Origin of the sequence: Sphingopyxis sp., from assembly GCF_035686825.1 — a bacterium.
In the GTDB taxonomy this organism is placed as follows: domain Bacteria; phylum Pseudomonadota; class Alphaproteobacteria; order Sphingomonadales; family Sphingomonadaceae; genus Sphingopyxis.
This window is the reverse complement of sequence record NZ_DASRYZ010000004.1, coordinates 383126-410118: the sequence shown is the minus strand read 5'-3', so window position 1 is coordinate 410118 and position 26993 is coordinate 383126. Positions and strand designations below refer to the sequence as shown.

General features: G+C 66.2%; 28 protein-coding genes and 1 other RNA gene. 14 read left to right on the top strand and 15 right to left on the bottom strand.

The window, feature by feature from the left end:
* Positions 1-28 precede the first annotated feature (28 nt).
* Positions 29-1201 carry a glycosyltransferase family 4 protein gene (locus VFG17_RS10715; protein ID WP_325029452.1) on the top strand — a complete coding sequence of 391 codons (1173 nt, stop codon included), beginning with the start codon at positions 29-31 and terminating at the stop codon, positions 1199-1201.
* On the opposite strand, the gene VFG17_RS10710 is transcribed toward VFG17_RS10715, so the two are convergent.
* Both VFG17_RS10710 and VFG17_RS10705 read right to left on the bottom strand, forming a co-directional pair.
* On the bottom strand, positions 1202-1483 hold the full coding sequence (locus VFG17_RS10710) for a hypothetical protein (RefSeq protein WP_325029451.1): 282 nt from the start codon (positions 1481-1483) through the stop codon (positions 1202-1204). It lies immediately after the preceding gene.
* 38 nt (positions 1484-1521) lie between these two features.
* Positions 1522-2682, bottom strand: a complete 1161-nt coding sequence (locus tag VFG17_RS10705) for an acyltransferase (RefSeq protein ID WP_325029450.1) — start codon at positions 2680-2682, stop codon at positions 1522-1524.
* Positions 2683-2865: 183 nt separating this feature from the next.
* Here VFG17_RS10705 and VFG17_RS10700 point away from each other — a divergent pair, with 183 nt between their 5' ends.
* The 3 genes from VFG17_RS10700 to VFG17_RS10690 are packed head-to-tail and all read left to right on the top strand — an operon-like array spanning position 2866 to position 5332.
* Positions 2866-4047, top strand: a complete 1182-nt coding sequence (locus VFG17_RS10700) for a glycosyltransferase (protein ID WP_325029449.1) — start codon at positions 2866-2868, stop codon at positions 4045-4047.
* Positions 4044-4607 (top strand): polysaccharide biosynthesis/export family protein, encoded by a 564-nt coding sequence (locus VFG17_RS10695; protein ID WP_325029448.1) that lies wholly within the window; start codon positions 4044-4046, stop codon positions 4605-4607. Before VFG17_RS10700 ends, VFG17_RS10695 begins: the two co-directional genes overlap by 4 nt.
* On the top strand, positions 4607-5332 hold the full coding sequence (locus VFG17_RS10690) for a serine acetyltransferase (RefSeq protein WP_325029447.1): 726 nt from the start codon (positions 4607-4609) through the stop codon (positions 5330-5332). Before VFG17_RS10695 ends, VFG17_RS10690 begins: the two co-directional genes overlap by 1 nt.
* Before the next feature lie 6 nt (positions 5333-5338).
* Here the strand turns inward: VFG17_RS10690 and VFG17_RS10685 are convergent, their stop codons facing one another.
* Genes VFG17_RS10685 through VFG17_RS10670 form a run of 4 tightly spaced genes read right to left on the bottom strand, consistent with a single transcriptional unit; the run spans position 5339 to position 9367 of the window.
* Complete coding sequence (locus tag VFG17_RS10685) at positions 5339-6637, bottom strand: outer membrane beta-barrel protein (RefSeq protein ID WP_325029446.1); 1299 nt, start codon at positions 6635-6637, stop codon at positions 5339-5341.
* Positions 6634-7536, bottom strand: coding sequence for an endonuclease/exonuclease/phosphatase family protein (locus tag VFG17_RS10680; RefSeq protein ID WP_325029445.1), 903 nt, complete (start codon positions 7534-7536; stop codon positions 6634-6636). The genes VFG17_RS10685 and VFG17_RS10680 overlap by 4 nt, the downstream gene beginning before the upstream one ends.
* Positions 7533-8498, bottom strand: coding sequence for a glycosyltransferase family A protein (locus VFG17_RS10675; protein WP_325029444.1), 966 nt, complete (start codon positions 8496-8498; stop codon positions 7533-7535). Before VFG17_RS10675 ends, VFG17_RS10680 begins: the two co-directional genes overlap by 4 nt.
* On the bottom strand, positions 8498-9367 hold the full coding sequence (locus tag VFG17_RS10670) for a glycosyltransferase family A protein (RefSeq protein ID WP_325029443.1): 870 nt from the start codon (positions 9365-9367) through the stop codon (positions 8498-8500). The genes VFG17_RS10675 and VFG17_RS10670 overlap by 1 nt, the downstream gene beginning before the upstream one ends.
* A 228-nt stretch (positions 9368-9595) precedes the next feature.
* On the opposite strand from VFG17_RS10670, the gene VFG17_RS10665 reads away from it, so the two are divergent.
* From VFG17_RS10665 to VFG17_RS10655, 3 genes are read left to right on the top strand one after another with little or no spacing between them, the layout of a single operon-like run.
* Complete coding sequence (locus VFG17_RS10665; RefSeq protein WP_325029442.1) at positions 9596-10357, top strand: glycosyltransferase family 25 protein; 762 nt, start codon at positions 9596-9598, stop codon at positions 10355-10357.
* Positions 10347-11828, top strand: a complete 1482-nt coding sequence (locus tag VFG17_RS10660; protein ID WP_325029441.1) for a lipopolysaccharide biosynthesis protein — start codon at positions 10347-10349, stop codon at positions 11826-11828. Before VFG17_RS10665 ends, VFG17_RS10660 begins: the two co-directional genes overlap by 11 nt.
* Positions 11825-12826 (top strand): polysaccharide pyruvyl transferase family protein, encoded by a 1002-nt coding sequence (locus VFG17_RS10655; RefSeq protein ID WP_325029440.1) that lies wholly within the window; start codon positions 11825-11827, stop codon positions 12824-12826. Before VFG17_RS10660 ends, VFG17_RS10655 begins: the two co-directional genes overlap by 4 nt.
* A gap of 12 nt (positions 12827-12838) precedes the next feature.
* On the opposite strand, the gene VFG17_RS10650 is transcribed toward VFG17_RS10655, so the two are convergent.
* Positions 12839-14227, bottom strand: a complete 1389-nt coding sequence (locus VFG17_RS10650) for an exopolysaccharide biosynthesis polyprenyl glycosylphosphotransferase (RefSeq protein ID WP_325029439.1) — start codon at positions 14225-14227, stop codon at positions 12839-12841.
* A 135-nt stretch (positions 14228-14362) separates the two neighbouring features.
* Positions 14363-14983, bottom strand: a complete 621-nt coding sequence (locus tag VFG17_RS10645; protein WP_325029438.1) for a cation transporter — start codon at positions 14981-14983, stop codon at positions 14363-14365.
* A 69-nt stretch (positions 14984-15052) separates the two neighbouring features.
* Between VFG17_RS10645 and VFG17_RS10640 the strand changes: the two genes are divergently transcribed.
* Both VFG17_RS10640 and VFG17_RS10635 read left to right on the top strand, forming a co-directional pair.
* Positions 15053-15463, top strand: coding sequence for a helix-turn-helix domain-containing protein (locus VFG17_RS10640; protein WP_325029437.1), 411 nt, complete (start codon positions 15053-15055; stop codon positions 15461-15463).
* A 181-nt stretch (positions 15464-15644) separates the two neighbouring features.
* The gene (locus VFG17_RS10635; RefSeq protein WP_325029436.1) at positions 15645-16499 is read left to right on the top strand and encodes a BON domain-containing protein; all 855 of its coding nucleotides are present in this window, start codon (positions 15645-15647) and stop codon (positions 16497-16499) included.
* A gap of 105 nt (positions 16500-16604) precedes the next feature.
* Here the strand turns inward: VFG17_RS10635 and ssrA are convergent.
* Positions 16605-16961, bottom strand: a transfer-messenger RNA (tmRNA) gene (gene ssrA / locus VFG17_RS10630).
* A 28-nt stretch (positions 16962-16989) separates the two neighbouring features.
* Positions 16990-17406 (bottom strand): large conductance mechanosensitive channel protein MscL, encoded by a 417-nt coding sequence (gene mscL, locus VFG17_RS10625; protein ID WP_325029435.1) that lies wholly within the window; start codon positions 17404-17406, stop codon positions 16990-16992.
* Between the two features lie 117 nt (positions 17407-17523).
* Between mscL and VFG17_RS10620 the strand changes: the two genes are divergently transcribed.
* From VFG17_RS10620 to VFG17_RS10600, 5 genes are read left to right on the top strand one after another with little or no spacing between them, the layout of a single operon-like run.
* Positions 17524-18126, top strand: coding sequence for a LemA family protein (locus tag VFG17_RS10620; protein WP_136173598.1), 603 nt, complete (start codon positions 17524-17526; stop codon positions 18124-18126).
* A gap of 1 nt (position 18127) precedes the next feature.
* Complete coding sequence (locus tag VFG17_RS10615) at positions 18128-18652, top strand: TPM domain-containing protein (protein ID WP_325029434.1); 525 nt, start codon at positions 18128-18130, stop codon at positions 18650-18652.
* On the top strand, positions 18649-19464 hold the full coding sequence (locus VFG17_RS10610; protein ID WP_325029433.1) for a TPM domain-containing protein: 816 nt from the start codon (positions 18649-18651) through the stop codon (positions 19462-19464). Before VFG17_RS10615 ends, VFG17_RS10610 begins: the two co-directional genes overlap by 4 nt.
* 12 nt (positions 19465-19476) lie before the next feature.
* On the top strand, positions 19477-20157 hold the full coding sequence (locus VFG17_RS10605) for a TPM domain-containing protein (RefSeq protein WP_325029432.1): 681 nt from the start codon (positions 19477-19479) through the stop codon (positions 20155-20157).
* Positions 20158-20168: 11 nt separating this feature from the next.
* Positions 20169-20714: an NUDIX hydrolase gene (locus VFG17_RS10600; RefSeq protein WP_325029431.1), complete on the top strand. Its 546-nt coding sequence runs from the start codon at positions 20169-20171 to the stop codon at positions 20712-20714.
* Between the two features lie 166 nt (positions 20715-20880).
* Here VFG17_RS10600 and VFG17_RS10595 read toward each other — a convergent pair whose 3' ends face one another.
* The 5 genes from VFG17_RS10595 to carA form a co-directional block, all read right to left on the bottom strand.
* Positions 20881-21516: a rhomboid family intramembrane serine protease gene (locus VFG17_RS10595; RefSeq protein WP_325029430.1), complete on the bottom strand. Its 636-nt coding sequence runs from the start codon at positions 21514-21516 to the stop codon at positions 20881-20883.
* Positions 21517-21529: 13 nt separating this feature from the next.
* Entirely contained in the window at positions 21530-22006 is a 477-nt protein-coding gene (greA, locus tag VFG17_RS10590) for a transcription elongation factor GreA (protein WP_325029429.1), read from the bottom strand.
* A 95-nt stretch (positions 22007-22101) separates the two neighbouring features.
* The gene (carB, locus tag VFG17_RS10585) at positions 22102-25437 is read right to left on the bottom strand and encodes a carbamoyl-phosphate synthase large subunit (protein ID WP_325029428.1); all 3336 of its coding nucleotides are present in this window, start codon (positions 25435-25437) and stop codon (positions 22102-22104) included.
* A complete protein-coding gene (locus VFG17_RS10580) occupies positions 25437-25739 on the bottom strand; it encodes a hypothetical protein (RefSeq protein ID WP_325029427.1) in 303 nt (100 codons plus the stop codon). Before VFG17_RS10580 ends, carB begins: the two co-directional genes overlap by 1 nt.
* The gene (gene carA, locus VFG17_RS10575; protein ID WP_325029426.1) at positions 25736-26908 is read right to left on the bottom strand and encodes a glutamine-hydrolyzing carbamoyl-phosphate synthase small subunit; all 1173 of its coding nucleotides are present in this window, start codon (positions 26906-26908) and stop codon (positions 25736-25738) included. The genes VFG17_RS10580 and carA overlap by 4 nt, the downstream gene beginning before the upstream one ends.
* Positions 26909-26993: the final 85 nt, after the last annotated feature.

Below are 26993 nucleotides of genomic sequence, written 5' to 3'. Positions count from 1 at the left end.
GAGTTTAATGATGCTGCAATGGACAAATATGTCTGCCGGTAATCGTGCGGGGTCGCCCGTGATCTGCGTGACGGGCCTGCGCGGCTTCCCGCATGTCATGGGCGGGATCGAAAGCCATTGCGAGGAACTGCTGCCGCGGATCAAGGCGCTGTGGCCCGGCCACCGTTCGGTCGTGCTCGGCCGCGCGCCCTATCTGCCCGAGCCCGTGGGCGAGCATCGCGGGGTCGAGATCGTGGGCATCCCCTGCCCGCGCTCGCAACATTTCGAAGCGATCGTGTCGACCTTCCTCGCCGTGCTGTCGGCGCGCAAGCGCGGCGCCGGGCTGATCCATATCCATGCGATCGGTCCCGGATTGCTGGCGCCGGTCGCGCGGCTGCTCGGCCTGAAGGTCGTCGTGACGCACCACGGCACCGATTATCACCGCGCCAAATGGGGCCTGCTCGCACGCGGCGCGCTGCGCGCCGGCGAGTGGCTGGCGCTCAACTTCGCCGATCGGGTCATCGCCGTTTCCCCCTCGCTCGCCGCGCAATTGCGCAAGAGTTTCCCGCAGCGCGCGCAGGCTGTCTCCTATATCCCCAACGGCACCTCCGACCTGCCCGGCGATGCCGATCCCGCGCTGATATTCGAGCGGCTGGGGATCGAGGACAGCGACTTCCTCCTCGCCGTCGCGCGGCTTGTGCCCGAAAAGGGTCTGCACGATCTGATCGACGCCTATGAAAGGTCCGACTGCACCGCCAAGCTGGTGATCGCGGGCTCGGCCGATCACGAAAGCGAATATGCCCGCGAGCTTCTCGAACGCGCGAGCGACCGCGTGATCTTCGCGGGCGTGCAGTCGCGCGCGACGCTGAAATGCCTTTATGAACATTGCGCTTTGTTCGTGATGCCCTCCTATCATGAGGGTCTGCCGATCGCGGCGCTGGAGGCGGCGAGCTGCGGAGCGCGAATGCTGCTCAGCGACATTCCGGCCAATCTCGACATCGGGCTCGATCGCGTGAATTATTTCGCGGTCGGCGACGTCGCCGAACTCACCGCGCGGCTGAACGCCGATTGCGCCGACTTCCAGGTCGATCGCGACACCGTGCGCGCGCGTTTCAGCTGGGACAGGGCGGCGGCGGAGACGCTCGAAGTCTATCGCGCCGCGCTTGCGCCGCGCCGGCCGGTCCCGCGTCCTTCGGTCACCCCGGGCACGGCGGGGGGCTAGTTACGCGCTGAGCCGGGCGATCACTTCGGCCCGGTCGGCCGCGTCGATCGCGCCGCCGATTTCGATCTTGCCGCCGGTTCGCCGCGCCCGCGCGATCAGCGGCCGCCACGCGTTCGCGCGCCATTGCCAGCTGCGGATGCGCCACCGCCCCGGCCCTTCGGAATCGATCGCCAGCGTCGGGCGGCCGGAATAGTCGGCCCCAGCGTCGTCGTTATCGCGTCGGGTGCAGGCACCGGCAGCGGCTGCGCCGGCAATTGACGTCAGCAATGCTCGTCGGTCCATCGGATAATCTCCATTGGTAGCGAGAGGCAGTCCAGCCGTCACGGCGCGGCGATCCTTTCGGGAACGGTCTGATGCGCGCGCGTCGTGCCGCGCCCGACGGCTCGTTTGATGACAGCCTTCCCGAGCCGCTGCCCGGGCAGCTCGACCAGCTTGTAGGTCACAAAGGCAAGAGCATAGGTCGCCGGGACGACGATCGCGCACGTCAGCATGAAGCGCTCGACCGCGCCGAGTCCGGTGCCGAACCGTCCGATCACCGCCGCCGCGACGGGCTGCAGGATCAGGAGGTGGATCAGATAGGTGCCATAGGAAAGCTCGCCCAGCCAGTAGAAGGGCCGGCTGCCGAAGAGCCGCGAGATCCAGTCGATGACGCCGAGCGAACGCAGGTGCACCAGCGCGAAGAAGCCGAAGACGAGCAACTCGCGGACCGCGAAATGGAGCAGATCCTGATCGCCGCCGATCGGGATCGCGGCGAGCAGCATCGCCGCGCCGAGGCGCATCCACAGCCGCGCGGGGCCCTCGCCCGCACCGGCGGCGAGCAACATGCCGGCGAGGAAAAGCTGGAGCTTCAACGGCAGGAAGGACGGCATCGGATAGTCGAGGCCCGCCGCGCCGGCGAGCAGCGCGACGACCACTCCGCCGCCGGCCGCGACGAGCGCCGACGCGATCCAGCCGAGCCGCCGTCCGAGCAGCACCAGGAAAGGAAAGAGCAGGTAGAATTGCATCTCGAGCCCGAGGCTCCAGTCGGGCAGCGGCGTGCGGAAGGCATAATCGGGCAGCAATCCGAACAGGAAACTCAGATGCAGCGCGATGTTCGTGAGGCTGCCGTCGAGATAACGTTCGGACGGCTGCAACGACTGGCCGAGGAAGCTGTCGATCGCGACGCGGCCCTCATAGATCGCCGGGCCCGCGATCAGCGCGGCGGCGAGCGTCACATAGAAAAGCGGCGCCAGCCGGAAAAAGCGCCGCGTCCAGAAGGAGGCCCAGGTGCCGGGCGCGGTCCAGTCCTCGCTGTCCGCGCGCAGCCGATACTGGAACATCATCAGAAAGCCCGAGAGCAGGATGAACAGGTCGACGCCGAGATCGGGCTTGCTCATCAGCGGCAGCCGGAAACCGGTGAGGATCATCATATGCCCGAGCAGCACCCAGAGCGCCGCGACGCCGCGCAAGCCGTCCAGACACTCGACCCGCCGAATGTCCATACCACACCTCCGCAAACGTTCATCGATGCCGCCGGTGATAGACATATCGCCGGGCAAAACCCGCTCGAATCGGCCAGATGCCCCCCGCGGACGATGAAGCGGGCGCGCCTGTGTGCACTGCAACAAATCGGCGTGGTAGGGGTTCTTCCGAAGCGAATTCCGCACCCACTCCAGCGAGGATCCATGCTGCACCGAAAGCGGATATTGTTCGCGATCAACTCGCTCGCGGGCGGCGGCGCAGAGCGCGTGCTCGCGACCTTGCTCGGCGGGTCGGAGCCGTGGCGCGCGCGCTACGACATTCATCTCGCGCTCCTCGACGACGAGCCGCGCGCCTATGACGTCCCCGAATGGGTCGCGGTCCATCAGCTCGACGCGCGGCATAGATTGCGGCCGAGCCTGACCGGGCTGCGCGCGCTCACCGGACGGCTCAAGCCCGACGCGACGCTCAGCTTCCTCACCCGCGCCAATATCGCCAACGCCTGGGCGATGGCGGGGCGCCGCCAGCCATGGCTGATCAGCGAACGGGTGAACACCAGCGCCCATCTCGGCAACGCGTTCGCCGCCAAGGCGATGGTGCGCCTCGTCTATCCGCGCGCCGCGCATGTGATCGCCGTGTCCGAAGGCGTCGTCGACGATCTCGCCGCCAATTTCGGCGTCGCGCGGAGCCGCATGTCGGCGATCGCCAATCCGGTCGACCATCGGCGCATCGCCGAACTGGCGGCCGAGCCACCCGCCTTTAACCCCGCCGGGCCCTATATAGCCGCGGCCGGACGGCTCGTTCCCAACAAGAATTTTCCGCTACTGCTGCGCGCCTATGCCCAGGCCGCGCCGCCGGAGCGCCTCGTCATCCTCGGCGAAGGGCCCGAGCGGGGTGCGCTGGAGGCGCTCGCCGCATCGCTCGGCATTGCGGGCCGGGTCGATATGCCCGGCTTCGTCGCCAACCCTTTCGCGGTGGTGGCGCGCGCACAGGCCTATGCGATGCCTTCGAACGCCGAAGGTTTCCCGAACGGGCTGGTCGAGGCGATGGCGTGCGGCGTGCCCGTCGTCGCGACCAATTGCGCCTCCGGCCCGTCCGAGATTCTGGCCGACCGGCCGCGCGAGACAATCAGCGGCGGGATCGATGTCGAAGCCGGCGCGTTGGTGCCGACCGATGATGTGCCAGCCTTCGCCGCCGCCTTGCGCCGCGTTCTCACCGAGCCGCACCGCAGCGAATGCGGCAAGCGCGCGCGCACCCGCTCGCTTGCCTATGGCGTCGAGCAGGCCGCGGCGAATTATTGGGCGCGGATCGAGGAGGCGCTCGTCAGACCCCGCGCAGGGGCCGAATCCAAAGACATTGCAGCATCAAGTCCGGGAGTGATTTCATGAAATGGCTTAAGCAGATCGCCTTGGCGGGCACGCTCGCGATGCTCGGCGCGTGCGCCGGGCAGGCGCCGCTCGCGGGCAGTGGCGTGGCGGCGCCGCCGGCCGAGGCCTTCCGCCTCTCGCCCGGCGACAAGGTCAAGATCGCGACCTTTGGCGAAGAAACGCTGACCGGCGATTTCGAAGTGTCGCCCGCCGGCACGATCGCTTTTCCGTTGATTGGCGAGGTCAAGGCCGCGGGACTCCAGACCGACGAGCTGTCGAAGACGATCGAAACGAAGCTCGGCGAAGGCTATCTGCTCGAGCCCAAAGTCTCGGTCCAGGTCGCGAGCTTCCGGCCCGTCTATGTGCTCGGCGAAGTCAATAAGCCGGGCGAATATCCCTATACGCAGGGCCTCACCATTCGCGGCGCGGTCGCCAAGGCCGACGGCTTCACCTATCGCGCCAACGAGAAGCGCGTCTTCCTGAAGCGCGCGGGCGAGGCCGGCGAACGCGAATATGAGATGACCGCCGATTTCCCGGTGCTTCCGGGCGACACGATCCGTTTCGGCGAGCGTTATTTCTGATGGATATGGCCAGCGCATCGCTCGCCCCCGCTCCGGCGTTCGACGAGCCCGTCGCCGATGAGACCGGCAAGCCGCATTTGCGCGGTTGTCCGGTGAGTTTCGCGAAGCTCAAGGCACTGCTCGCTGCCGACCTCTATCGGTATGCCGGCCGCACCGGCTTCGGCGCCTTTGCACGCCATTATGCCTTTACCCCCGGGTATAAATATACGGTGCTGATGCGCACGACCGGCTGGCTCAAGCTGAAGCCCGCCAAGGCCTTCGGTCTCTACCCCCTCGCCAAGTGGCTGCTGCTGCGCGCACGCTACAAATATGGCTTTGCGATTCCCGAATATATGGAAATCGGGCCGGGCCTGTTCCTCAACCGTTTCGGCGGCTTCTATTTTCACGGCGACGCGGTGCTCGGCAGCAATGTCAACATCACCCACGGCGTCGTGCTCGGCTATATGAACCGCGGCAGCCGCCGCGGCGCGCCGGTGATCGGCGACCGCAGCTTTCTGGGTTCGGGCGCCAAGGTCATCGGCGGCATCGCCGTGGGCGCGGAGGCGGCGATCGGCGCCAATGCGGTGGTGACGAAGGACGTGCCCGAACGCGGCGTGGTCGGCGGCATCCCCGCTAAACTGCTCTCCGATCAGGGATCGGAGGGCTATATCAACCGCCTCGCCCCGCCCGAATTGCTCGCCGCCTGCGAAGGCGCGCTCCACGGGTCACGGACGAGGCCCCGCTGATCGGGCCTACAGACCCGAGAAAGTGACGCCGACCGAAACGCGATTGTCGGTGAATTCGCGGCCCGCGTTGAAACCCCAGCTCGACTGGGTGCGCCGCTGCACATCGAACCGCAGCGCCAGCCGCTTGCTCACCAGATAGGACGCGTTGGCGCGCCAGGTCCAGCGGTCGTCCTGCCGGTCGATATTGTTGAAATCGCGCTTTTCCAGCTCGCCGCCCGCGCTGATGATCAGGTTGCGCAGCAATTCGTAATCGGCGCGCAGCGTCATATTGGTGGCAAGATAGCCCGTTGCGCCGTTGACCCCCGTTTCCTTGATGCCGCGGTCGACGGTACCGGTGATCGTCACCAGCGGGGTCAGGAAATAGGCGAGCTCGCCGCGCACGAGGAAGCCCGAAACATCCTCGAACTCGGCCGCCTTATAATCCTGATGAAGATAGCCGAGGCGAAGCGACCCGCGTGCCTTGCGCCCCAGTTCGAAGCTCGCCCCGGCGGCAAGGTCGAAGCCGGTCGAATCGCGCGCCGCGACCGGGCCGCTGCGTTCGCGATAGTCGCGTTTGCCCAGCGATCCTGCGACGAACAGCGCGACGCTGGGGCTCAGCGCATATTCGCCGATCGCGGTGCCGGTGTAGCTGGTGTGGTCGCGAAAATCCTGGTCGATCGGATCGCCGCCCGGGGTCACGCTGTCGCTGTAATTGCGGTTCTCGACATCGATCGCGCCGCGCACGCGCAGCCGGTTGAAGACGTGCGTATAGGTCGCCGTGCCCCCGTTCAGCGTGAAGCGGATCGGCCGCGACGCCTGCGTCGGACTATCGGGCGAGACGCGTTCCTGGCTATAGCGTCCGTTGCGCAGCGTGACGTCGAGCGTGTCCGACTTGCTGATCGTCCAGGCCGCGCCGGCGTTCACCGCATATTGGGTGGCATTTTCGCTCGACCGGTCGGCGTAGCGCAAGAGGTCGAGCTCGCCCTCGAGCGACAGCTTGAGGTCGGGCGACGGCCGCACCAGCGAGATGCGCGGGCGGATGCGCAGATAGGCGTCGCCGATCTCGCCATCGGGCTGCGCATAGAGATTATCGTCATAGCCCGCACCGACCGCGATGCGCGGCATCAGTTCGAGCGAGCCGACACGGATCGGCTCCGCCGTGTAGTCGGGGCGGCGACGTTCGAGCACGCTGATATTGCGGTCGCGCCCAAAGCTGTTCTCGCTCGACACCGAACCGAGTCCGTCGGTCGCGTCCGATTGCTGCGCGAGGGCGGGCGCGGCGAAGCCGCAGCTGCCGAGCAGCGCGATGGAAAGAGCGCGCTTCACCGGCGCGCCAACGTCACGAGAATCGGCCGATGATCCGATCCTGTCGCGGGCAATTGCCGCGCCGACACCAGCCCCCAATCGGGGCCGGCGTAAAGATGATCGATCGGCAGCACGGGAAGCGCGCGCGGCCAGCTGGGCGCGCGCGTCATGCGGGTGAGAGGAGCAAGGGCGCGGTCCTGTTCACGCATCGCCGCGGCCCAAGGGGTCAGGTTCATGTCGCCTGCAACGATCAAGGCGTCGCGATCGATCCGTGCCAATGCCCGCGCCACGTCGTGTCTGCGCACCGCCTGATCGCGCGACGTCGGCCGGGGATAGTGAAGCGTCGCCACCATGAACGGATTCCCGGCCGGCGGCGCGATCCGCGCCCAGAGCAGCGCGGGGCCGAATTTGCGGCCGGTCGCGTCCTTCAGGAAATAATCGCCATCGGCGATCGGCCAGCGCGAAAAAATGGCGAGGTCGCAGCCGCGCGGGCACCGCGTCGCATGAGCGAAATGCTGGTTCAGCGCCGCAAGCATCGGCCGGAAGCTGCCGTTCACCTCCTGCAGCATCACCACATCGGGCTTCGCATCGATGATCGCCTGCGCGGTGCCGGCGGGGTCGGTGTTGCCCGCCCAGACATTGTGCGTCAGCATATGAACCCGCGGCGCGTCCGAAGGTGCGGCGGGAATCGAACGCAGCCATTCGGGCGCCATGCCGATCGCGACCGGCACCAGCGCCAGCAAAGCGGCCGCGATCGTAGGGCCCGGTCGCCACCGGGCGAACAGCAGCCCCAGCATGATCGCCGCCCCAAAGAGCGGCAGGAACGACGCGAACGGGTCGAGCGCCGGCACCAGCGACAGCCACGCAGCGACGATCCCCCCGCCGGTCAGCAGGGAGCCGAAGGCGCGGATCGGTTTCACGCGCGCGCGCGCAGCCGGTTGCGCAGGGCATGGCCCGACTGCCGGAGCGACGCGGGGATCAGTTTCGCGGCGAGCAGCAGCGCCGCCGTGCCCGTCCCCTCGGGCAGATAGACATCGCCGACCCGGATCGCCGTCCGCCCGGGATATTTCATCGCATAGCGGGCGTAATGCGCGATCTCCTGATTGACGAGGCGCCGCAGCAGGGCGGCCTCGCGCGGCGGCGCGCCCGCAAGCATCCCCCGCGCGGTTTCGACCAGACAGGGCAGGTCGAGCGTCGTGGTCGACTTGCTGACCTTGTTGTCGCTGTCGCGGTGAAAGCGCGCGGTGACACGCGGGTCGTAACACAGCGCGCCCTTGGCAAGCACGCGCAGCCACAAATCCTTGTCGCCCCCGCGCACCGCGCGCCCTTCGGGAAAGAGCCCCGCCTCGAACAGCGTGTCGCGGCGGATCGCGATCGCGCCGGTCCACATCGGGCATTCGCGCACCGCGAGCCAGGCCGAAAGGAACTCCGCCAAGTCGAGGCTGCGCGCGTGATCGAGCTGCGGCGCAATCCGCTGCGGCTGCGAGCGATCTTCGAAGACATGGTCGAACCGCGTCGCCGCCGCACGCACATCGGGGTCGGCGGCGATGCCTTCGGCGAGCACCGCGAGATGATCGGGCTCCCAAAGATCGTCGGCATCAAGGAAGGCGATCCAGTCTCCGGTCGCCGCGCGGATGCCGACATTGCGCCCGGCATAACCGCCCGGTCCCGGTGTCGCGAGATCGAGCAGCTTGATCCCCGCATTGCCGATCGCGGCCGCCAGTTCGCGCCCGCCGTCGGTCGAGCCATTGTCGATCACGAGTATCTCATGCGCGGGGTAGCTCTGCGCGAGCGCGCTCGCGATTGCCGCGCGGACATGCGCGGCCTTGTTATAGAGCGGCATCACCACGGAAAAGCGCGGAGCGGAGCGGGACATCGTCATCAGTCGCGTGCTGCCTTTCGTCCCCCCGCAAGATTGAGGAATTCGCTCACCGCCACCCCGGCGAGCTGCAACGTCAGCAGCATCACCGCCAGCCGGCGGCGGAGCGACAGCTCGCGTGTGATCGCCGCCCGGCGCAATCGCCGCACCGTATCGACGGCGGTTATGCCGAGCACATGAACGAGGCGCGGGCGCCCCACGGTACGGTCCCAGCGCCCGCCGCTCAGCCGCTGGCGCTTGCGCACCAGCTCGGCGCGGCTCGCGCGCACCGGATGGCGGACGACCATAGCCGGCACATAAATGAGCGGTCGGCCGGCGCCCCGGATGCGCAGCGCCATCTGCCGATCGCCGCCCGATTTCAAAGCCGCGTCGAACCCGCCGAGCGCCTTCAGCAGCGCCGTCTCGCTCGCCCAGTTGGCGGTCGCGCAATTGCCGCGCGACGCGTGCGCCTGCGGAAAGCTGAAAAGCCGCTCATAATCGCCGAACACCTCGCGCTCGGGCGCGATTTCGTCGAACAGCTCGATCTTGCCCGCGAGCACGCCGAACCCGGGGTTCATCCCCGCGGCGCGCACCACCTGTTCCAGCCAGTCGGGGGCCGGCTCGCAATCGGCATCGGTGAAGGCGGTGATCGGTGCGCGAACCCGCTCGATCCCGCGGTTGCGCGCGACATAGGAGCCGGGCTGCGGCTCTTCGAGCAGCTCGACGCCGGCATAGCTCCGCGCGACCTCGCGCGTCGCATCGCTCGACCCATTGTCGACGACGATGATCTGATAGGCCTCGCGCGGCAATGTCTGGCGCGCGAGCGCGTCGAGACAGCGGCCGAGTACCGCTTCGCCGTTCCATACGGGTATGACGACTGCGACTTCAAACATGGATTCGCCTGTTTCAGTGCCCCCGCAGGCATCCCAATCGGGTCGTCGCCCCATTCAGGTCAACCTTATGCTGCACCTGCGAAGACGAGCCGCCCTGTTGACCGGACGACCGGAGCCGGGGTGCCTTCGCTCGCAAATAATTGCCAGCTACCAAGGATCGCGTCGGGCCGGTCGCCCGTTCTGCACCGCACAGGCTTGGCGGCGGCGGTGAATAGGAGACGTATATCCGTGGGTGAATTCCTGCCCGAATCGGGCGAAGCCGCCGAAATATTGGTGGTGTCGCTCGAATCCGCCGAAGCCCGCCGGGCCGCCTTCGCCGCGCGCGCCGCGGACACGTCGCTCGCCTGGCGCTTTTTCGACGCCTGCACGGGGCCCGCGCCGGGCATGACGATCGACGAAGCCGCGATCCGCCGCAACAAGGGCCGCGCGATGAGCAAGGGCGAGATCGGCTGCTACGCGAGCCATTTCTCGATCTGGCAGGACATGGTCGACCGCGGCGTGCGCCAGGCGATCGTGCTCGAGGACGATACCGTCGTCGACTGGGCCTATCTCGAGCCGCTGGCGCGCACCGATCTTCACGCCGAGGGCATCGATTATCTGCGGCTCTATGCCAAGCGGCCGACGTGGCAGCGCGTGGTCAAGCGTGACTTCCTCCAGCATTCGCGCGCGGTCGTCGAGCTGGTCGGGCTCGCTTACGGGACGCAGGGCTATGCGATCACGCTCGCGGGCGCGCGGCGACTAGTCGAGCATTGCCGCATCGTCCGCCGCCCGATCGACGACGAGATGGACCGGTCGTGGGCGCATGGCCTGCCCAATCTCGCGCTCTATCCGGCGCCAATCCTCGAGGCGGCGATCGTCTCGGACATCGGCAATTCGCGCTTCGTTCCCAAGAACGACCCGCTCTATCATTCGGCAAGGCAAAAGCTCTGGCGCCATATCGAGCGCGCGCGCATGCGGATGCTGAAAGCGAGGCGCCTGCTTGAGCGCTGACCTCCCCACCCGCTTCGACGCGGGGTTACGCGCACGCAGCCGCAGTTCGATCGGCTGGACGGTGACGCGTTTCCTCTCCGACCAAATCTTCTCCTTCGTCGTTTTCGTCATCCTCGCGCGCCTGCTGGCGCAAGCGGACATCGGCGCCTTTGCGGTGATGGCGGTGACGGCGGAGGCGTTCCGCATCATCGCGACCGCCGGCCTCGTGCAGACGATCGCGCGCAAGAAGGACATCACGCCGGCCTTCCTCGACACCATCTATCGCTCGCAGCAGGCCTTTTCCTTCCTCTCCGCCCTGCTGATCATGGCGCTGGCCCAACCCATCGCCAACTGGATGGGCGCGCCGGATATCGCGCTGCCGCTCGCGGTGATGAGCCTGACGCTGCCGATCTCCTCGTTCGGCGCAACGCATATGGCTCTGCGCCTGCGCGAGTTCGGGCACCGCACCACCGCGCTGCGCTCGGTCGTCGGCGGGCTGATCGGCGGGACCGCCGCAGTGGTCGCCGCCTTTGCGGGGCTTGGCCTGTGGAGCCTCGTGATCCAGCGCCTCGTCACCGAGATCGTCGGGCTCATCCTGTCGCGCGCCTCCTATGACTGGAAGCCCGGCTGGCAATTCGACTGGGCCATATTGCGCGGCAATCTGATGCTCAACGCCAGCCTGATCTATGTCCAGCTCGCCTTCCTCGCCACCGTCCGCGTGCAGGAAATGGCGATCGGCGCCGGAATCGGGCTCGCCGCCGTCGGCATTTATCGCACCGCCTGGCGCACCGTCGAGCTGATCGGCCGCGGCGCGATCCAGCCCTTCACCCAGGTCGCGGTGCAGACGCTCGCGCGCGTCAAGGACGATCCCGCCGAACTGCGCCGTGCCTATCGCTGGATGATTTCGCGCGCCTCGGCGCTGTCCTTTCCGGCGCTGGTCGGTTTCGGCGCGCTCGCGCCGATCGCGATCCCGACCGTGTTCGGCGCCAAATGGGCCGAGGCGGGTCAGCTCGCCCAGATTTTCGCCTTCATGGCGGTGCCCTTCACGCTCAATTTCTTCGCTTCGCCCTCGCTCAGCGTGCTCGGCGCGTCGCGCAGCCTGATCTCGCTTTCGACCACCCAGCTCGTGCTCGGCGTCGCGCTGACGCTCGCGGCTTTGCCCTTCGGGCTCTTCGCGGTCGCGGTTTCCTATGTCGGACGCGCCTATCTCACGCTGCCGATGCAGATCTGGCTGCTCCGCCGCGCCTCGGGCATCCGGCCGACCGACAGCCTGCGCGCGGTCGCCCCTCCTCTCGTCGCCTCCTCGCTGATGGGCGTCGCGCTCGCGGTGGCGATGCGGCTGCTCGATGGGCACCTCGCGGGCTGGCAAGCCTTGCTGCTGCTGACCGCGGTCGGGGCGACCTTTTACGGTATCGCGCTACTCGCCATCTCCGGGACGTGGCGCGGCCGCCTCCTCTCCTTCTCCAGACAGCTCAGAAAGAGCCCGATATGACCATGAAAAGCGCCGACCTGCTCGTCGGCGAACTCGCCGACCATTTTGCCCGCGTCCTCGATGCCGTGCTGCCGGCGGGCCGGCTCGCCCTCGTCGACTTTCCCGACCATTCCAATGTGGGAGACTCGGCGATCTGGCTCGGCGAAATGGCCTATCTGCGCAAGGCGCGCCGCCTCCCCGCCTATTATTCGGCGATCGCCGATTTCGACGACGAAGCCTGCAGCACGGCGATCGGCGACGGGCCGATCCTGATCCACGGCGGCGGCAATATGGGGACGTTGTGGCCCAAGCATGAAGCGTTCCGTCTGCACCTTCTTCGCACGCACCGAGGCCGTCCGATCATGCAGATGCCGCAGTCGATCCACTATGCCGACCCCGCCGCCGCGGCCGAGATGGCCGAAGCGATCCGCGATCACGGCCAGTTCACCCTGCTCGTCCGCGATGCCCGCTCGCTCGCCTTTGCCGAGCGGCATTTCGACTGCAGGGTCCGGCTCTGCCCCGATGCCGCGCTGATGCTGGGCCGCCAGCAGCGGAGCCCCGCTACCACGCCCGTCTTCGCGCTGCTCCGTACCGATCATGAGCGCGCGCCCGGCGGCGCCGGCGCGCTCCCCGCCGGCGTGGTCGCCGACGACTGGCTCCAGGAAGATGCCGCGCAGAAGCGCCGCCTGCGCCTGTCGCTCAAGCTCGGCCGCCTTTTCAACCGCGATCCGATGGCGCAGCGCGCCGCGCGGCAGCAGCGCCTCGCCGAATGGCGGTTTCAGCGCGGGCTCGCGATGCTCTCGGCAGGCGAACTGGTCGTCACCGACCGGCTCCACGCGCATATCCTCTCGCTGCTGCTCGATATCCCGCACGTGCTGCTCGACAACAGCTATGGCAAGGTCGCGGGCTTCGCCGATCAATGGACGGGCGACTATGGCGGGCTGATGCGCGCGACCGGCCGCGCCGAGGCGTTCGAAACCGCGCTCGCCAGCGTCGCGCCGCAGATCGTCGACGGCTGAGGGTTCAGCGCCTCAATAGGCGTTGCGGTGGATCAGCACCTGCGCCGTGCGCACCAGGATCGAAACGTCGCGCAGCAGCGACCAGCCCTGCTGATATTCAAGGTCGGCGCCCAGCCGGTTGACGATATCGCGCTTGGTGTTGGTCGCGCCGCGAAAACCGCGGATCTGCGCGAGCCCGGTGATGCCCGGCTTGAGCGCGTGGCGATGCCAATATTGTCGGTCGACGCGCCAGAACAGTTCGTTCCCCGCCGTTGAGCCCAGCGCGTGCGGGCGCGGCCCGACCAGGCTCATCTCGCCCGACAGCACGTTGATCAGCTGCGGAAGCTCGTCGATGCTCGTCGCCCGGATGAATTTGCCGACGCGCGTGATCCGGTCGTCGTCGCGGCTCGCCGAGCGGGCGCCGTTGGCATCGGTCGCCTCGACGCGCATGCTGCGGAACTTGAGGATCCGGAAAATGCGGTTGCCGCGCCCCATCCGGTCTTGCCGGAAAAACACCGGTCCCGCCGAATCGAGCTTGATCGCGATCGCGACCAGCGCCAGCAACGGCGCCAGCGCCAGCAGCGCCGGGATCGTCACCGCTAGGTCGAGCGCGCGCTTCTTGACCCGGTTGGCGCGGTTGAGCGGACCCCACGACACCACCAGCGTCGTCACCCCGTCCGCTTGCCGCGTGGTCAGCGGCCCCAGTTCGGCGATCTCGGGCATCACGATCTCGCCGAGGATGTTCACGCCCTTCAGCGCACGGGCCCATTCGACCTTGCGCTCGGGCGCGCAAGCGATCGTCACCCGGTCGTAATCCTGCAGCACCGTGCCGAGCCGGTCGAGCATATAGGGATCGTCGAGGTCGGTGCGGAGCCCCGACGCGCGCGCGTCGATGATATCGCGCTTCAGATAGGATGGCGGCAGATTCGCGCCGTCGACGATCACGAGTTCGGCCGTCATCTCGCCGAAAACGCGGCCCACGATATGACAGACGAGGAGCCGCTGGGCGACGAGCAGAATCAGCGCGGTCACCATGCCCATGCCGAGCGCGAGGCGCGGAACCTGTCCGGTCACCCGCAGCGAGAAGGCGGCGAGCAGGAAAACGAGCAGGGTCGTCGCGAACGAGATCATCGTCTGACGGCAGCTCTTGAGCGGCTTGGTCAGGCAGCGCGGGTTATAGGCCTGGTTCTGAAAGGCGATCGCCGCATGCACGAGCAGCGCGCCGAACATCGCCGTCCACAGTCCGTCCGAGATGCTGCGCGGCGCCTCGATGATCAACGTCACCGCAAAGCCCGCCATCAGCGCCACCGCGTCGAGCCCCATCAGGGCGAGGCAGAGCCATATCTTGGCATCGCGCCGTGCCACCTTTGCGAGCGGTCTTCGGACGGGCGCACCATCGAGCGCCAGATCGATCTTGGTCATGGGATGGGGGACTCCCTGGATTTACCTAATCTTGTTGCGATGCAACATGTCCGGGGAAGCCAGAAATACAAGCCGCCAGCGCGGGCTTGTGCCGGATACAGGATGATCCGTGCGGAGGAGGTCCGGCCCGGGGGTTCAGGCGCTGGCCGCGAGCTCGCCCCGCGCCTGCCGGAACACCTCGAGGCTGCCCCAGATCGCGAGCCCGGCCATGATCGCCGCGACGGCGAGGTCGGGCCAGCTGCGTCCCGTGCCGAACACGCCGAGCGCGGCGCCCATCACCGCGATATTGCCGATCGCATCGTTGCGCGAGCAGATCCAGACCGAACGCATGTTCGCGTCACCCGTTCGGTAGCGATAGAGCATCAGCGCGACCGCGACATTGGCGGCGAACGCCAGCGCGCCGATCGCACCCATCGTCTCGGCATGCGGCGCCGACCCCGCGACGAAGCCCCACACCGCCGATCCGAACACCCAAAGCCCGAAGGCGAGCATCGTGGCCGCCTTCAGCAAGGCGGCGCGGGCGCGCCAGGCGAGCGCCATGCCCGCGACGCCCAGACTGATCGCATAATTGGCGCTGTCGCCCAGAAAATCGAGCGCGTCGGCCTGCAGCGCACGCGAATCCGCCGCGACGCCCGCGACGATCTCGACGCCGAACATGACGGCATTGATCAACAGCGCGAACCACAGCACTCGCCGCCATTTGGGTTCGTTCAGCGCGGTCTTGCCGCTTTTGCCGGCACAGCATTGGTCGGCCATCGCCGAAATCTCCTATCATCTTCGAGTCGGCATCCTATATGCACTCTGTAGCAACTACAGGGTCAAGCCATGAAGATCGGCGAACTGTCGCGTGCCACCGGCACGAATATCGAAACCATCCGCTATTATGAGCGCATCGGCCTGCTTCCCGCGCCCGATCGCACCGCGGCCAATTATCGCAGCTATGGCGCGGCGCACCGGTCGCGGCTGAGTTTCGTGCGCCATTCGCGCGAGCTGGGCTTCACGATCGAGGAAATCCGCTCGCTGCTCGACCTGTCGGACGATCCGGCGCGCGATTGCGGCGAAGCCGACCGCATCGCCACCGCGCATCTGGAGCAGGTCGAGGCGAAGATCGCGCAGCTTACCTTGCTGCGCGACGAACTCGCGCGCATCGTCGGGCGCTGCCGTGGCGGGGTCGCCGCCGACTGCCGGGTGATCGAGGCGCTCGGCGACCACAGCCGCTGCGAGAATCCGCACTGAAGGGCCCGTCACCCCGCGCAACAGCCGCGACCAACATGGATCAAGGTCCCGCGTCTATTTCCACTCGCTTTGCCGAATAGGCAGGAACCCCGGCGCCGCGCGCGCGTCAGTCGGACAGGTTGGGGGCGTCGGCCCCTTGGCGCCTGCCAACCGCTCCCCCAGCGAAACGAGGAGACGGAAAGTGGAAAGGCAGACGAACAAAGATCGCGGCAGCCGCGACGAGAACAGTGATCGCGATACGCAATCGGGTTCGCTCTATGACTGGGAATCGAACCGCGACGACGGCGCTTACGCCTATGGCGGCTACCCCGAAGCAGGATTCGGTCCGCGCGAGACGCGGCGCTATGGCGACTATGGCCGCAGCGGGCGCGAGCGCACCGAGCGCGGCCACTACAGCGCGGATCGCCCGCGCGACTATGCCGGAAACGACTGGAATCGCACCTATGGCGCGCGGCGCTATTGGGACGATGATCAGCGATATGGCGAGCGCGAGGAACGCGGCGACAGGGACCGCCATCGCGGCTCGCGCGATAGCGATTGGCGCGACCGCGAGGATCGCGAGTCGGCGTGGGCCTATATGGGATATGCCGATCCCTATGGCTGGCCGACCTATATCCCCTATGCCACCGGCGATTTCGGCCGATCGACCTATGACCGCGGCGGCTATTCGCCGCGCGGGCGTAACGAGCGCGGCTTTTTCGAGCGCGCGGGCGACGAGGTGCTGTCGTGGCTCGGTGACGAGGAAGCGCAGCGCCGCCGCGAGCGTGACCATCGCGGGCGCGGGCCAAGCGACTATGTCCGTTCGGACGACCGCATTCGCGAGGATGTGAACGACCGGCTGACCGAGGATTATTGGGTCGATGCCTCGCGCGTCGGCGTCACCGTGTCGGGCGGCGAAGTCACGCTCGACGGCACCGTCGACGGCAAGCGCGCCAAGCGCCGCGCCGAGGATCTGGCCGACGATGTGACGGGCGTGAAGCATGTGCAGAACAATCTGCGCGTCGACAGCACGTCCTTTGCGCCGCAGGGCAGCTAGTTCGCCCGCATGGCGAAGAGAGGGAGCGGTTCGCCGCTCCCTTTTGCTTGTCCACGATAAGGGAAAGGTGGGACGATTCTGTTGCCCGGCTCGTCCCCAGCCGCTGGTATCCGATTCTGTTGCCCGGTTCGGTCCGAACCGCGTTCTATTTGAATAACCTTAGGCCGTGAGGCTTATCGGTTACGCAGCCAGAGCGAGTGCTTCGTTATCGTTAGCACTTATAGTTTTGAGCCTTGAACGGGTTACTCAGCCCGGAAGAAAATATCGTCTTTGAACACACGTCGATCCTGGTTCGGCCCCGTCAGAAGCCCGCGCGCCCATCGATGAAACGCGGGTTTGTGGTGGAGCCGCCGGGTACTGCCCCCGGGTCCGCTGTGTCTATTCCACGACACCATTTATCCTCATAGCCGGCCGAAGCCGGCAACAACCCATATAGGAAGCCCGCCCGCGCTTGGGAAGAGCGGGCGGGCGTTTCGTCGCGGATCGCGAACTACTTCCTTTTCAACTCATCGCGGATTTCGGCCAGCAGTTCGACTTCGGTCGGGCCCGCGGGCGCGTCGGGCGCCTTGCGGACGACCTTGTTCACCGCCCTCACCAAGAGGAAGATGATCCACGCCAGAATCAGGAAATTGATCGTCGCGGTGATGAAGGCGCCATAGCCGAACATCGCGACCCCCGCCTCTTTGAGCGCCGCATAGTCGCTCGCCGACACGCCGGCGGGCACCGGGCCGAGGCGGATGAACATATTCGAGAAATCCACCCCGCCAAAGATCGCGCCGACGACGGGCATGATGATATCCTCGGTCAGCGACTTGGTGATCGTCGCGAAGGCGCCGCCGATGATGACGCCGACCGCGAGGTCGATGACATTGCCGCGTGCGATAAATTCCCTGAATTCATTCAACATCTTGTCGTACCCCGAGTTGTTGAGCCATGCCGTGAAAACTGCCGTGATGATTGCACAAAGGCAAGCGCGATCCTATTATGTGTATTGTTGCGGCAAAACGCCGCCGGAGGGAGCCTGATGACCATGACCTATCGTAACGCCCGCTGGTTGATCCTGCCCGTCGCCGCGATGAGCCTGTCCGCCTGCGGCATCAACAGCGTCCCCACCAAGGAAGAGGCCGCGAAAGCGAAGTGGGCGAATGTCGAAGCCGCCTATCAGCGGCGCGCCGACCTGATCCCCAATCTCGTCGAAACCGCGAAGGGCGCCGCCAATATCGAACAGTCGACGCTCGAAGGCGTGATCCAGGCGCGCGCATCGGCGACGCAAGTGAAGCTCAGCACCGACGACCTCGAAGATCCGGCCAAGGTGCAGGCCTTCCAGCAGGCGCAAGGCAATGTGTCGAGCGCACTCGGCCGCCTGCTTGTCACCGTCGAAGCCTATCCCGACCTCAAGAGCCAGGCGCGCTTCGCCGACCTGATGACCCAGCTCGAGGGCACCGAGAACCGCATCAACGTGTCGGTGCAGGACTATAACGCCGCGGTGCAGGACTATAATACGACGATCCGCACCTTCCCCGACATCATCGGCGCCAAGATCGTCCATGGCGCTGAGGCGATGACCCCCTATCGCGCGGTGACGCCCAACGCCAATCAGGCGCCGAAGGTCGACTTCGGGCAATAAGGTGGGCCGCGTCGCTCTTGTCGCTCCGCTCGCGATCCTGCTGGGCGCGGGCGGATGCAAAGCGGCGTCGGAGCCAGCTATCGCAAGGGAAACGGTTGCCTGCGACGGCGTCCCACAGATGGCGATGACCGGCCGTGTAACCGATGCCGCGGAGATATTGACCGGCGAGGAGGAAGCGCGCCTGTCTGATCGGCTGGCCCGATATGAAATGCGTACGAAACACCAGATGGTCATCGCGACGACGTCCAGCCTGCATGGCGCGCGGGTGGACAATTTCGGAACCTGTCTTGGCGAGCGCTGGGAAATCGGCAGGCAGGATCATGACGACGGAATCGTCATTCTTGTCGCTCCCAAAGAACAGCAGATGCGCATCGCGACTGGCTTGGGGATGGAAAAGATACTGACCGACGACAAGGCACTCGCCGTCATTCATGAAATGATTCCGCAGTTCAAAATGCGAGATTATGCGGGTGGCCTGTCGACCGGCATCGACGCTATCGCCGCGCAAACGGGAGATACCGAATGAGGTCGCTTTTGCTCGGCTGGGCACTGGGCCTCTCATTGCTCGCGGCGCCCGCGACCGCGCAGACCTTCCCCAAGCTCGCGGGCAATCCGGTCGTCGATCAGGCCGATATCATCCCCGCGGCCGAGGAAGCCGCGCTCAATACGCAGCTTCTCGAGCTGCAGCAGAAGACCGGGCATCAGCTCGTCGTCGCGACGGTCAGCGACCTCGAGGGCCATGATGTTTCGGATTATGGCTACCGGCTCGGCCGCGAGTGGCAGATCGGCGACAAGGAGAAGGACGACGGCGTCGTCTTCCTGATCGCGCCGAACGAGCGGCGGATGAACATCTCGGTCGGCTATGGCCTCGAACCCATCCTGACCGACGCGCTGTCGGGCCGGATCATCCGCGACGTCGTGACCCCCAAATTCAAGGCGAACGATTATCCGGGCGGCATTCAGGACGGCGTCAACGCGATCGCCGAGCAGATTCAGCTGACCCCTGAAGAAGCCGCAGCACGCGCAGCCGCTGCCGACAAGGCCGAACGCGACCGCGCCGACGACGGCAATTTCGGCGGCCTCTTCTTTATCGGTTTCATCATCCTGATCTTTTTCATCATCCCCTGGCTGTCGAGCCGGTCGCGGCGCGGGCGGAAGCGGCGCAGGGGCGGGCCGTGGGGCGCGGCGCCGATCATCATCTGGGGCGGCGGCGACGATGATTGGGGAGGTGGCGGCGGTTCGTCATGGGGCGGCGGCGGCTTCGGAGGCGGCGGCTTCGGCGGTTTCTCGGGCGGCGGCGGCAGCTTCGGCGGCGGCGGCGCCTCGGGTGGCTGGTAAGGGAGCAGGGCCATGAAAGTCAGCCACGTCAGCGAAGCCGATCATGACATCGTCACCGCCGCGGTCGCCGCGGCCGAGGCGCAGACGAGCGGCGAGATCGTCACCGTCGTCGCCGGAAAATCCAATGACTATGACGATGTCGCGCTAGTCTGGGCGAGTATCGTCGCGTTTGTCGCGATGTCGATCGTCGCGCTCTTCCCCGACTTCTACCGCGGCCTGTACGACCGGCTCACCGGCGGCTGGGGACATGAACTCACCGCCAATCAGTGGCTTGGCACGGTGATCGCGATCGGCGTCCTCAAATGGATCGGCATGTGGCTGATTCTGTTGTGGCGCCCGCTGCGCATGACGCTGACCCCGCGCAGCATCAAGGCGACACGCGTACGCGCCCGCGCGATCGACCTGTTCAAGGTCGGAACCGAAGGAAAGACCACCGGCCGCACCGGGGTGCTCCTCTACCTCAGCCTGAAAGAGCATCGCGCCGACATCGTCGCCGACGAGGCGATCGCCGCGAAGGTGACGCCCGACGTGTGGGGCGACGCGATGGCCGCGCTGATCGAGCGCGTGCGCGCGGGCAAGCCGGGTGAAGGCATGGCCGAGGCGGTGCGGCAGATGGGCGTCGTGCTCGCCGAACATTTCCCGCGCGGCAGCGAAAATCCGAACGAACTCCCCGACCGCCTGATCGAACTCTAAAAGGAAATATCATGAGCCGCCCCGGCCCCGACACCCCCATCGAGACGCGGTGGGAAGGCCGCTTCATCACGGTCAAGCAGCAAGGGACGTGGGAATATGTCGCGCGCTCGCGCGGCATCCACGCCGCGGTGATCCTCGCGATCGACGCGAGCGACGACGGACGGCATGTCATCCTGGTCGAGCAATATCGCGTGCCGCTGAAGATCAACTGCCTCGAACTGCCCGCGGGACTCGTCGGCGACGACATGGCGGGCGAAGCGTCGGAGATCGCGGCGGAGCGCGAGCTTGAGGAGGAAACGGGCTATCGCGCCGCGCGGTGGCGCACCGTCGGCGAATTCTACAGCTCGCCCGGCATGGTCAGCGAAAGCTTCACGCTGCTCGTTGCCACCGACCTGACCAAGGTCGGCGAAGGCGGCGGGGTCGACGGCGAGGATATCGTCGTCCACCGCGTTCCCATCGCTGGCATCGAGGATTTCATCGCGGCGAAACGCGCCGAGGGCTGCGGGATCGACGTGCGGGTGGCAATGCTGCTGGCGGGTGGATTGCTGGCGCAATAGCCGGTTTCGGCCGAAGGCCGGCCTTTATTGCGTCGTCACCCCGGACTTGATCCGGGGTCCATTCTCGCAGCGTCGAAGGAATGGATCCCGGATCAAGTCCGGGATGACGAAAGTGAGAACGCCCGCTTCCCACCCCAAAGCCGACATTATCTTGGGAAGCGAGCGCCTAGCGCGCCCCGAAACGCCAGCGCAGCAGCGGGCGCGCAAGAAACAGCCCGGCGAGAAAGCCGCCGACATGCGCCCAGATCGCGACGGCGCCGAACCCGCCGCCGCCCGCGAAACCCAGCAATAGCTGAAGCCCGATCCACGCCGCGGCGAGCCACAGCGCGCGCACCCAATGGCTCGGGATCGGGCCGATTGCGGGCGCCTGCGTGCGGCTGAAGATCAAGGCGAACACCGCGATCAGCGCCGAAATCGCGCCGCTCGCGCCGATCATCGGGACCGCCGAGGCGGGATCGGCAAGAAACTGCGCGAGCGCGCCGCCATAGGCGCCCGCGAGCAGCAGCACCGCCATCGCCTTGGTGCCCAGCGGCGCCTCGAGCTGGCGGCCGACGAAAAGCAGGACGAGCATGTTGAAGACGATGTGCAGCACCCCGCCATGCAGGAACGCCGACGACAGCGGCGTCAGCACAAAGGGCACCATCGTCCCCGGCGGCAGGATCAATTCATGCCCGAAACGTGCTGGAATGAACCCCGCGCGCATGATCGCGTCGAGCTGAAAGCCGGTAATCCACACAAGCACGAAGATGACGACACAGGCGAGCGCATAGCCCGTGACCAGCGGCGCGTCCTGTGGCTTCATCCTCGCTCGCCCGTCAGATGAATTCGATCTTGGTCACCAGATAATATTTGTCGCCCGCGGGCACGGTGACTTCGACCTCGTCCTCGACGCGGCGGCCGATCAGCGCGCGGCCGAGCGGCGAATTATAGCTGATCTTGCCGTCCTTGGCGTCGGCTTCGGCCTGCCCGACGATCTGGTACTTGACCGGCTTGTCGTCCTCGTCGGCGAGCGTGACGGTCGCACCGAACACGATGCGGTCGCCCGACAGCGTCGTCGGGTCGATAACCTGCGCACGCGACAGTCGGTCTTCGAGGTCGCCGATCGTCGCTTCGACCTGGCCCTGGCGCTCCTTGGCGGCGTGATATTCGGCATTTTCCGAAAGGTCGCCATGCGCGCGCGCTTCCTCGATCGCATCGACGATCAGCGGCCGCTCGGCTTTGAGCGCCGACAGCTGCGCGGTCAGCTTTTCATAGCCCTCTGCCAGCATCGGCACCTTTTCAACGCTTGCCATTATCCTGTTGTCCTTCGTCAATAATCCAGCGCCAGCGAAACTTCGCCGGGCGGCTGCGCCGCTTTTCCGTCAATGTGGGGAGGTGGAGCGGTCCTTCAATAATAGTCCTGAAGCGGCTTTACTTCAAGAGAGCGCGAGCGGAGCGCCCCGATCGCCTGCGTCGCCGCATCGCTTGCCGCCGCCGTCGTATAATAGGCGATGTCGGCCGCCAGCGCCGACGCGCGGATCGATTGCGAATCCTGCAGCGACTGCCAGCCTTCGGTCGTGTTGAAGATCAGCTGGACGTCGCCGTCCTTGATCCGGTCGACAATATGCGGGCGTCCCTCGGCGACCTTGTTGACGCGCTCGACGTCGATCCCCTGCCCCGCCAGATAGTCGGCGGTGCCGCCGGTCGCGATGACCTTCCAGCCCCAGTCGGCGAGCTGCTTCACCGCGCCGATGATGCGCGGCTTGTCGCTGTCCTTGACCGACACGAAGAGGCGCCCCGTGGTCGGCAGGCGGTCGCCCGCGCCGAGCTGCGCCTTTGCAAAGGCGAGGTTGAAATCGGCATCGATTCCCATGACTTCGCCCGTCGACTTCATCTCGGGCGACAGCACCGGATCGGTGCCGGGGAAGCGCGCGAAGGGGAAGACCGCTTCCTTGACCGCAACATGGTCGATGTCGCGGTTGATCTTCGGCAGGTCGGCGAGCTTTTCGCCCGCCATCACGCGCGCCGCGATCTTGGCGATCGGCGAACCCACCGCCTTGGCGACGAAGGGCACGGTGCGACTGGCGCGCGGGTTGACTTCGATCAGATAGACTTCGTCGTCCTTGACCGCGAACTGGATGTTCATGAGGCCGCGAACCTCGAGCGCGCGCGCGAGCGCGTCGGCCTGCCGCTCGATCTCGGCGACGATCTTGTCCGACAGGCTGTAGGGCGGGATCGAGCAGGCGCTGTCGCCCGAATGGACGCCGGCTTCCTCGATATGCTGGAGCACGCCCGCGACGACGACATCGGTGCCGTCGCACAGCGCATCGACGTCGACCTCGATCGCGTCGCGCAGATACCGGTCGATCAGCACCGGGCTGTCCCCCGACACCTGCACCGCGGTCTCGATATAATTTTCGAGCTGCGCCTGATCGTCGACGATCTCCATCGCGCGGCCGCCGAGCACATAGGAGGGACGCGTGAGCACCGGATAACCGATGCGCGCCGCGACCGCGACGGCTTCCTCGCGGCTGCGCGCGATGCCATTCTCGGGCTGCTTCAGGCCGAGCTTGTTGACCAGCGCCGCGAACCGCTCGCGGTCCTCGGCGAGGTCGATCGCGTCGGGCGAGGTGCCGAGGATCGGGATGCCCGCTTCGGCCAGCGCCTGCGCGAGCTTGAGCGGCGTCTGCCCGCCGAACTGGACGATCACGCCCACCAGCTCGCCCTTCGACATTTCGACGTGAAGGATTTCGAGCACATCCTCGGCGGTCAGCGGCTCGAAATAGAGGCGGTCGGAGGTGTCATAATCGGTGCTGACCGTTTCCGGGTTGCAGTTGATCATGATCGTTTCATACCCCGCCTCTTCGAGCGCGAAGCAGGCGTGGCAGCAGCAATAGTCGAACTCGATCCCTTGCCCGATCCGGTTCGGGCCGCCGCCCAGAATCACGACCTTTTTCCGGTCGCTCGGATCGGCCTCATTCTCGGGCTCGCCAAAGGTCGGCGCTTCGTAAGTCGAATAGAGATAGGGCGTTTGCGCCTGAAATTCCGCCGCGCAAGTGTCGATCGTCTTGAACACCGGCCGCACGCCGAGCTTGTGGCGAAGGCTTCGCACTTCGGCCTCGGTGACGCCGCCGGTCATCGCCTTCACCGCTTCGTGGATCAGCCCGCTGCCGTGCGCGGTCGCCGAACGCGAACCCGGGCGCAAATTTGCCGACTGAAGCGCCAGATAGGCGAGCCGCTTGTCGGAGAAGCCCATCGCCTTCAATTTGCGCAGGCCCTCAGCATCGCGCGGCAGGCCGTTTTCGCAGACATCCTGTTCGGCGGCGACGATCTCGGCGATGCGTTCGAGGAACCACATGTCGTAACCCGCGACGCGGTTGATCTCTTCGAGCGGCAGCCCCTCGCGGATCGCCTGCGCGGTGTTGAGCAGCCGGTCGGGGGTGCGCTGCGCCAGTTCATTGCGGAGTTGGTCGTGCGTCGCGCCTTTGAGCCGCTCGACGAAGTTGAAGCCGCTGAGGCCGGTTTCGAGCCCGCGCAGCGCCTTCTGCATCGATTCATGGATCGTGCGGCCGATCGCCATCACCTCGCCGACCGACTTCATCGCGGTCGACAGCGTCGCCTCGGCGCCCTTGAACTTTTCAAAGGCGAAGCGCGGGATCTTGGTGACGACATAGTCGATCGTCGGTTCGAACGACGCCGGGGTCACCCCGGTGATGTCGTTCATGATCTCGTCGAGCGTATAGCCGACCGCGAGCTTCGCCGCGACCTTGGCGATCGGGAAGCCGGTCGCCTTCGACGCGAGCGCCGACGAGCGCGACACGCGCGGGTTCATCTCGATCACGATCAGGCGGCCGTCCTTGGGATTCACCGCGAACTGCACGTTCGACCCGCCCGTCTCGACCCCGATCTCGCGCAGCACCGCGATGCTCGCGTTGCGCATGATCTGATATTCCTTGTCGGTCAGCGTCAGCGCGGGGGCGACGGTGATGCTGTCGCCGGTGTGCACGCCCATCGGATCGACATTCTCGATCGAACAGATGATGATGCAATTGTCCTTGCGGTCGCGCACCACCTCCATCTCATATTCTTTCCAGCCGAGGAGCGATTCCTCGATCAGGACTTCGGTGGTGGGCGAGGCGATCAGGCCGCCGCGGACGATATGTTCGAATTCCTCGCGGTTGTACGCGATGCCGCCGCCGGTGCCGCCCAGCGTGAACGACGGGCGGATAATCGAGGGAAGTCCGGTGCGTTCGAGCACCGCGAACGCCTCGTCGAGCGTGTGCGCGACGCCGCTGCGTGCGCTCTCCAGCCCGATCTTGTCCATCGCGTCGCGGAACTTCTGCCGGTCCTCGGCCTTGTCGATCGCCTCGGCATCGGCGCCGATCATCTCGACGCCATATTTGGCGAGCGTGCCGTCCTGCGCGAGCGCGAGCGCAGTGTTGAGCGCGGTCTGCCCGCCCATCGTCGGCAGCACCGCCCAACCCCCAGGAAACGCGGCGGTCTCCTTTTCGATGATCTTCGCGACGATCTCGGGCGTGATCGGCTCCACGTACGTGGCGTCGGCGAGGTCGGGATCGGTCATGATCGTCGCGGGGTTGGAGTTGACGAGGACGATACGATAGCCCTCCTCCTTCAGCGCCTTGATCGCCTGCGTCCCCGAATAGTCGAACTCGCATGCCTGACCGATAACGATCGGGCCGGCGCCGATGACGAGGATGGATTTTATGTCGGTTCTTTTGGGCATTATTTCTGTTCTTCTGTCGCAAAGGCTTCGTTGCCTACGAAACCGAGTTTTATGTCCGCAAATTCTGGCTTCTTCAGCTCACGAATAAGACAATCGATCGCTTCATATTTTTCGTCGGCTGAGGGCGCTATGGTGACTTGATTATCGCTGCTGAGCTTCAGCGTGCTGTGCTTGATTTGGCACTGGGTTTCCACGCGCGCCAGCGCCGCCTTCAGCCCTCCAGCTTCGGGTTCTGTCGGACTGGTCGCACATCCCGCCAGCATCAAAACGGGCAAAATTGCCGAAACGGCACGGCCGATCACTTCAACCCACCCACAAATTTCTCGAACAGGTAAAAGCTGTCCTGCGGCCCCGGGCTCGCTTCGGGGTGATATTGCACGCTGAATGCGTTCTTCCCTGTGATCGCGATGCCGCAGTTCGATCCATCGAACAGGCTCTTGTGCGTCTCGACCACCCCCGCAGGCAGCGTCGATGCGTCGACCGCGAAGCCGTGGTTCATGCTGGTGATCTCGACCACGCCATCTTCGGCCCGCTGCACCGGATGGTTCGCGCCGCGGTGGCCCTGATGCATCTTCACGGTCTTGGCGCCCGCCGCGATGCCGAGCATCTGGTGGCCGAGGCAAATGCCGAAGATCGGCACGTCGCGTTCGAGGAGCCCCTGGATCACCGGCACCGCATAGTCGCCCGTCGCGGCGGGGTCGCCGGGGCCGTTCGACAGGAATACGCCCGCGGGCTGGTGGCTCAGCACTTCGTCGAGGCTCGCGGTCGCGGGGACCACGGTGACGCGCGCGCCGGCCTTCACGAGATTGCGGAAGATATTGTCCTTCGCGCCATAATCGATCGCGACGACGTGCGGGCGCGCTTCGCCCTCGGCGGTCGCATAGCCATGCCCCAGCGTCCACGCGCCGCCGGTCCAGTCGCCGGTGTCGGTGCGGCTGACGTCCTTCGCGAGGTCCAGCCCTTCCAGTCCCGACCAGCCGCGCGCCATGGCGAGCAGCTCGTCGATGTCGAATTTGCCGTCGGGGCTGTGCGCGATCACGCCGTTCGGGGCGCCGGCGTCGCGGATGCGGCGGGTGAGCGCGCGCGTGTCGATGCCCGCGAGTCCGATCACGCCCTGTTCGATCATCCATTCGGGGAGCGTCTGCACGCTGCGGAAGTTGCTCGGCTGCGTCGGCAGCTCGCGCGTGATCGCGCCGAGCGCGCCGTGCACGCCGCGCTCCATATCTTCCGGGTTCGCGCCGACATTGCCGATGTGCGGGAAGGTGAAGGTGACGATCTGCCCCGCGTAAGAGGGATCGGTCAGGATTTCCTGATAACCCGTCATCGATGTGTTGAAACAAATCTCGCCCACGCTGGCTCCGGCGGCGCCGTAACCGACGCCCCACAGGATCGTGCCGTCGGCAAGGACGAGGACGCCGGTGGCGCCCGAAGGCTGGACCGCAGGCGCGGCAGAGGGGTTGGCAGGTGCCATTCAACATGCTCCGGACGGGGGGCTAAACGGCCGACCAAGTAGGCGGCAAAAAAGTGATTCACAAGCTATCGGATTATGAATCTTG

Bases quoted from the DNA above. Each gene is read 5' to 3' on its own strand.
- VFG17_RS10715 (WP_325029452.1), top strand. From the start codon at position 29: ATGTCTGCCGGTAATCGTGCGGGGTCGCCCGTGATCTGCGTGACGGGC.
- VFG17_RS10710 (WP_325029451.1), bottom strand. From the start codon at position 1,483: ATGGACCGACGAGCATTGCTGACGTCAATTGCCGGCGCAGCCGCTGCC.
- VFG17_RS10705 (WP_325029450.1), bottom strand. From the start codon at position 2,682: ATGGACATTCGGCGGGTCGAGTGTCTGGACGGCTTGCGCGGCGTCGCG.
- VFG17_RS10700 (WP_325029449.1), top strand. From the start codon at position 2,866: ATGCTGCACCGAAAGCGGATATTGTTCGCGATCAACTCGCTCGCGGGC.
- VFG17_RS10695 (WP_325029448.1), top strand. From the start codon at position 4,044: ATGAAATGGCTTAAGCAGATCGCCTTGGCGGGCACGCTCGCGATGCTC.
- VFG17_RS10690 (WP_325029447.1), top strand. From the start codon at position 4,607: ATGGATATGGCCAGCGCATCGCTCGCCCCCGCTCCGGCGTTCGACGAG.
- VFG17_RS10675 (WP_325029444.1), bottom strand. From the start codon at position 8,498: ATGACGATGTCCCGCTCCGCTCCGCGCTTTTCCGTGGTGATGCCGCTC.
- VFG17_RS10670 (WP_325029443.1), bottom strand. From the start codon at position 9,367: ATGTTTGAAGTCGCAGTCGTCATACCCGTATGGAACGGCGAAGCGGTA.
- VFG17_RS10655 (WP_325029440.1), top strand. From the start codon at position 11,825: ATGACCATGAAAAGCGCCGACCTGCTCGTCGGCGAACTCGCCGACCAT.
- VFG17_RS10650 (WP_325029439.1), bottom strand. From the start codon at position 14,227: ATGACCAAGATCGATCTGGCGCTCGATGGTGCGCCCGTCCGAAGACCG.
- VFG17_RS10645 (WP_325029438.1), bottom strand. From the start codon at position 14,983: ATGGCCGACCAATGCTGTGCCGGCAAAAGCGGCAAGACCGCGCTGAAC.
- VFG17_RS10640 (WP_325029437.1), top strand. From the start codon at position 15,053: ATGAAGATCGGCGAACTGTCGCGTGCCACCGGCACGAATATCGAAACC.
- mscL (WP_325029435.1), bottom strand. From the start codon at position 17,406: ATGTTGAATGAATTCAGGGAATTTATCGCACGCGGCAATGTCATCGAC.
- VFG17_RS10620 (WP_136173598.1), top strand. From the start codon at position 17,524: ATGACCATGACCTATCGTAACGCCCGCTGGTTGATCCTGCCCGTCGCC.
- VFG17_RS10610 (WP_325029433.1), top strand. From the start codon at position 18,649: ATGAGGTCGCTTTTGCTCGGCTGGGCACTGGGCCTCTCATTGCTCGCG.
- VFG17_RS10605 (WP_325029432.1), top strand. From the start codon at position 19,477: ATGAAAGTCAGCCACGTCAGCGAAGCCGATCATGACATCGTCACCGCC.
- VFG17_RS10600 (WP_325029431.1), top strand. From the start codon at position 20,169: ATGAGCCGCCCCGGCCCCGACACCCCCATCGAGACGCGGTGGGAAGGC.
- VFG17_RS10595 (WP_325029430.1), bottom strand. From the start codon at position 21,516: ATGAAGCCACAGGACGCGCCGCTGGTCACGGGCTATGCGCTCGCCTGT.
- greA (WP_325029429.1), bottom strand. From the start codon at position 22,006: ATGGCAAGCGTTGAAAAGGTGCCGATGCTGGCAGAGGGCTATGAAAAG.
- carB (WP_325029428.1), bottom strand. From the start codon at position 25,437: ATGCCCAAAAGAACCGACATAAAATCCATCCTCGTCATCGGCGCCGGC.
- carA (WP_325029426.1), bottom strand. From the start codon at position 26,908: ATGGCACCTGCCAACCCCTCTGCCGCGCCTGCGGTCCAGCCTTCGGGC.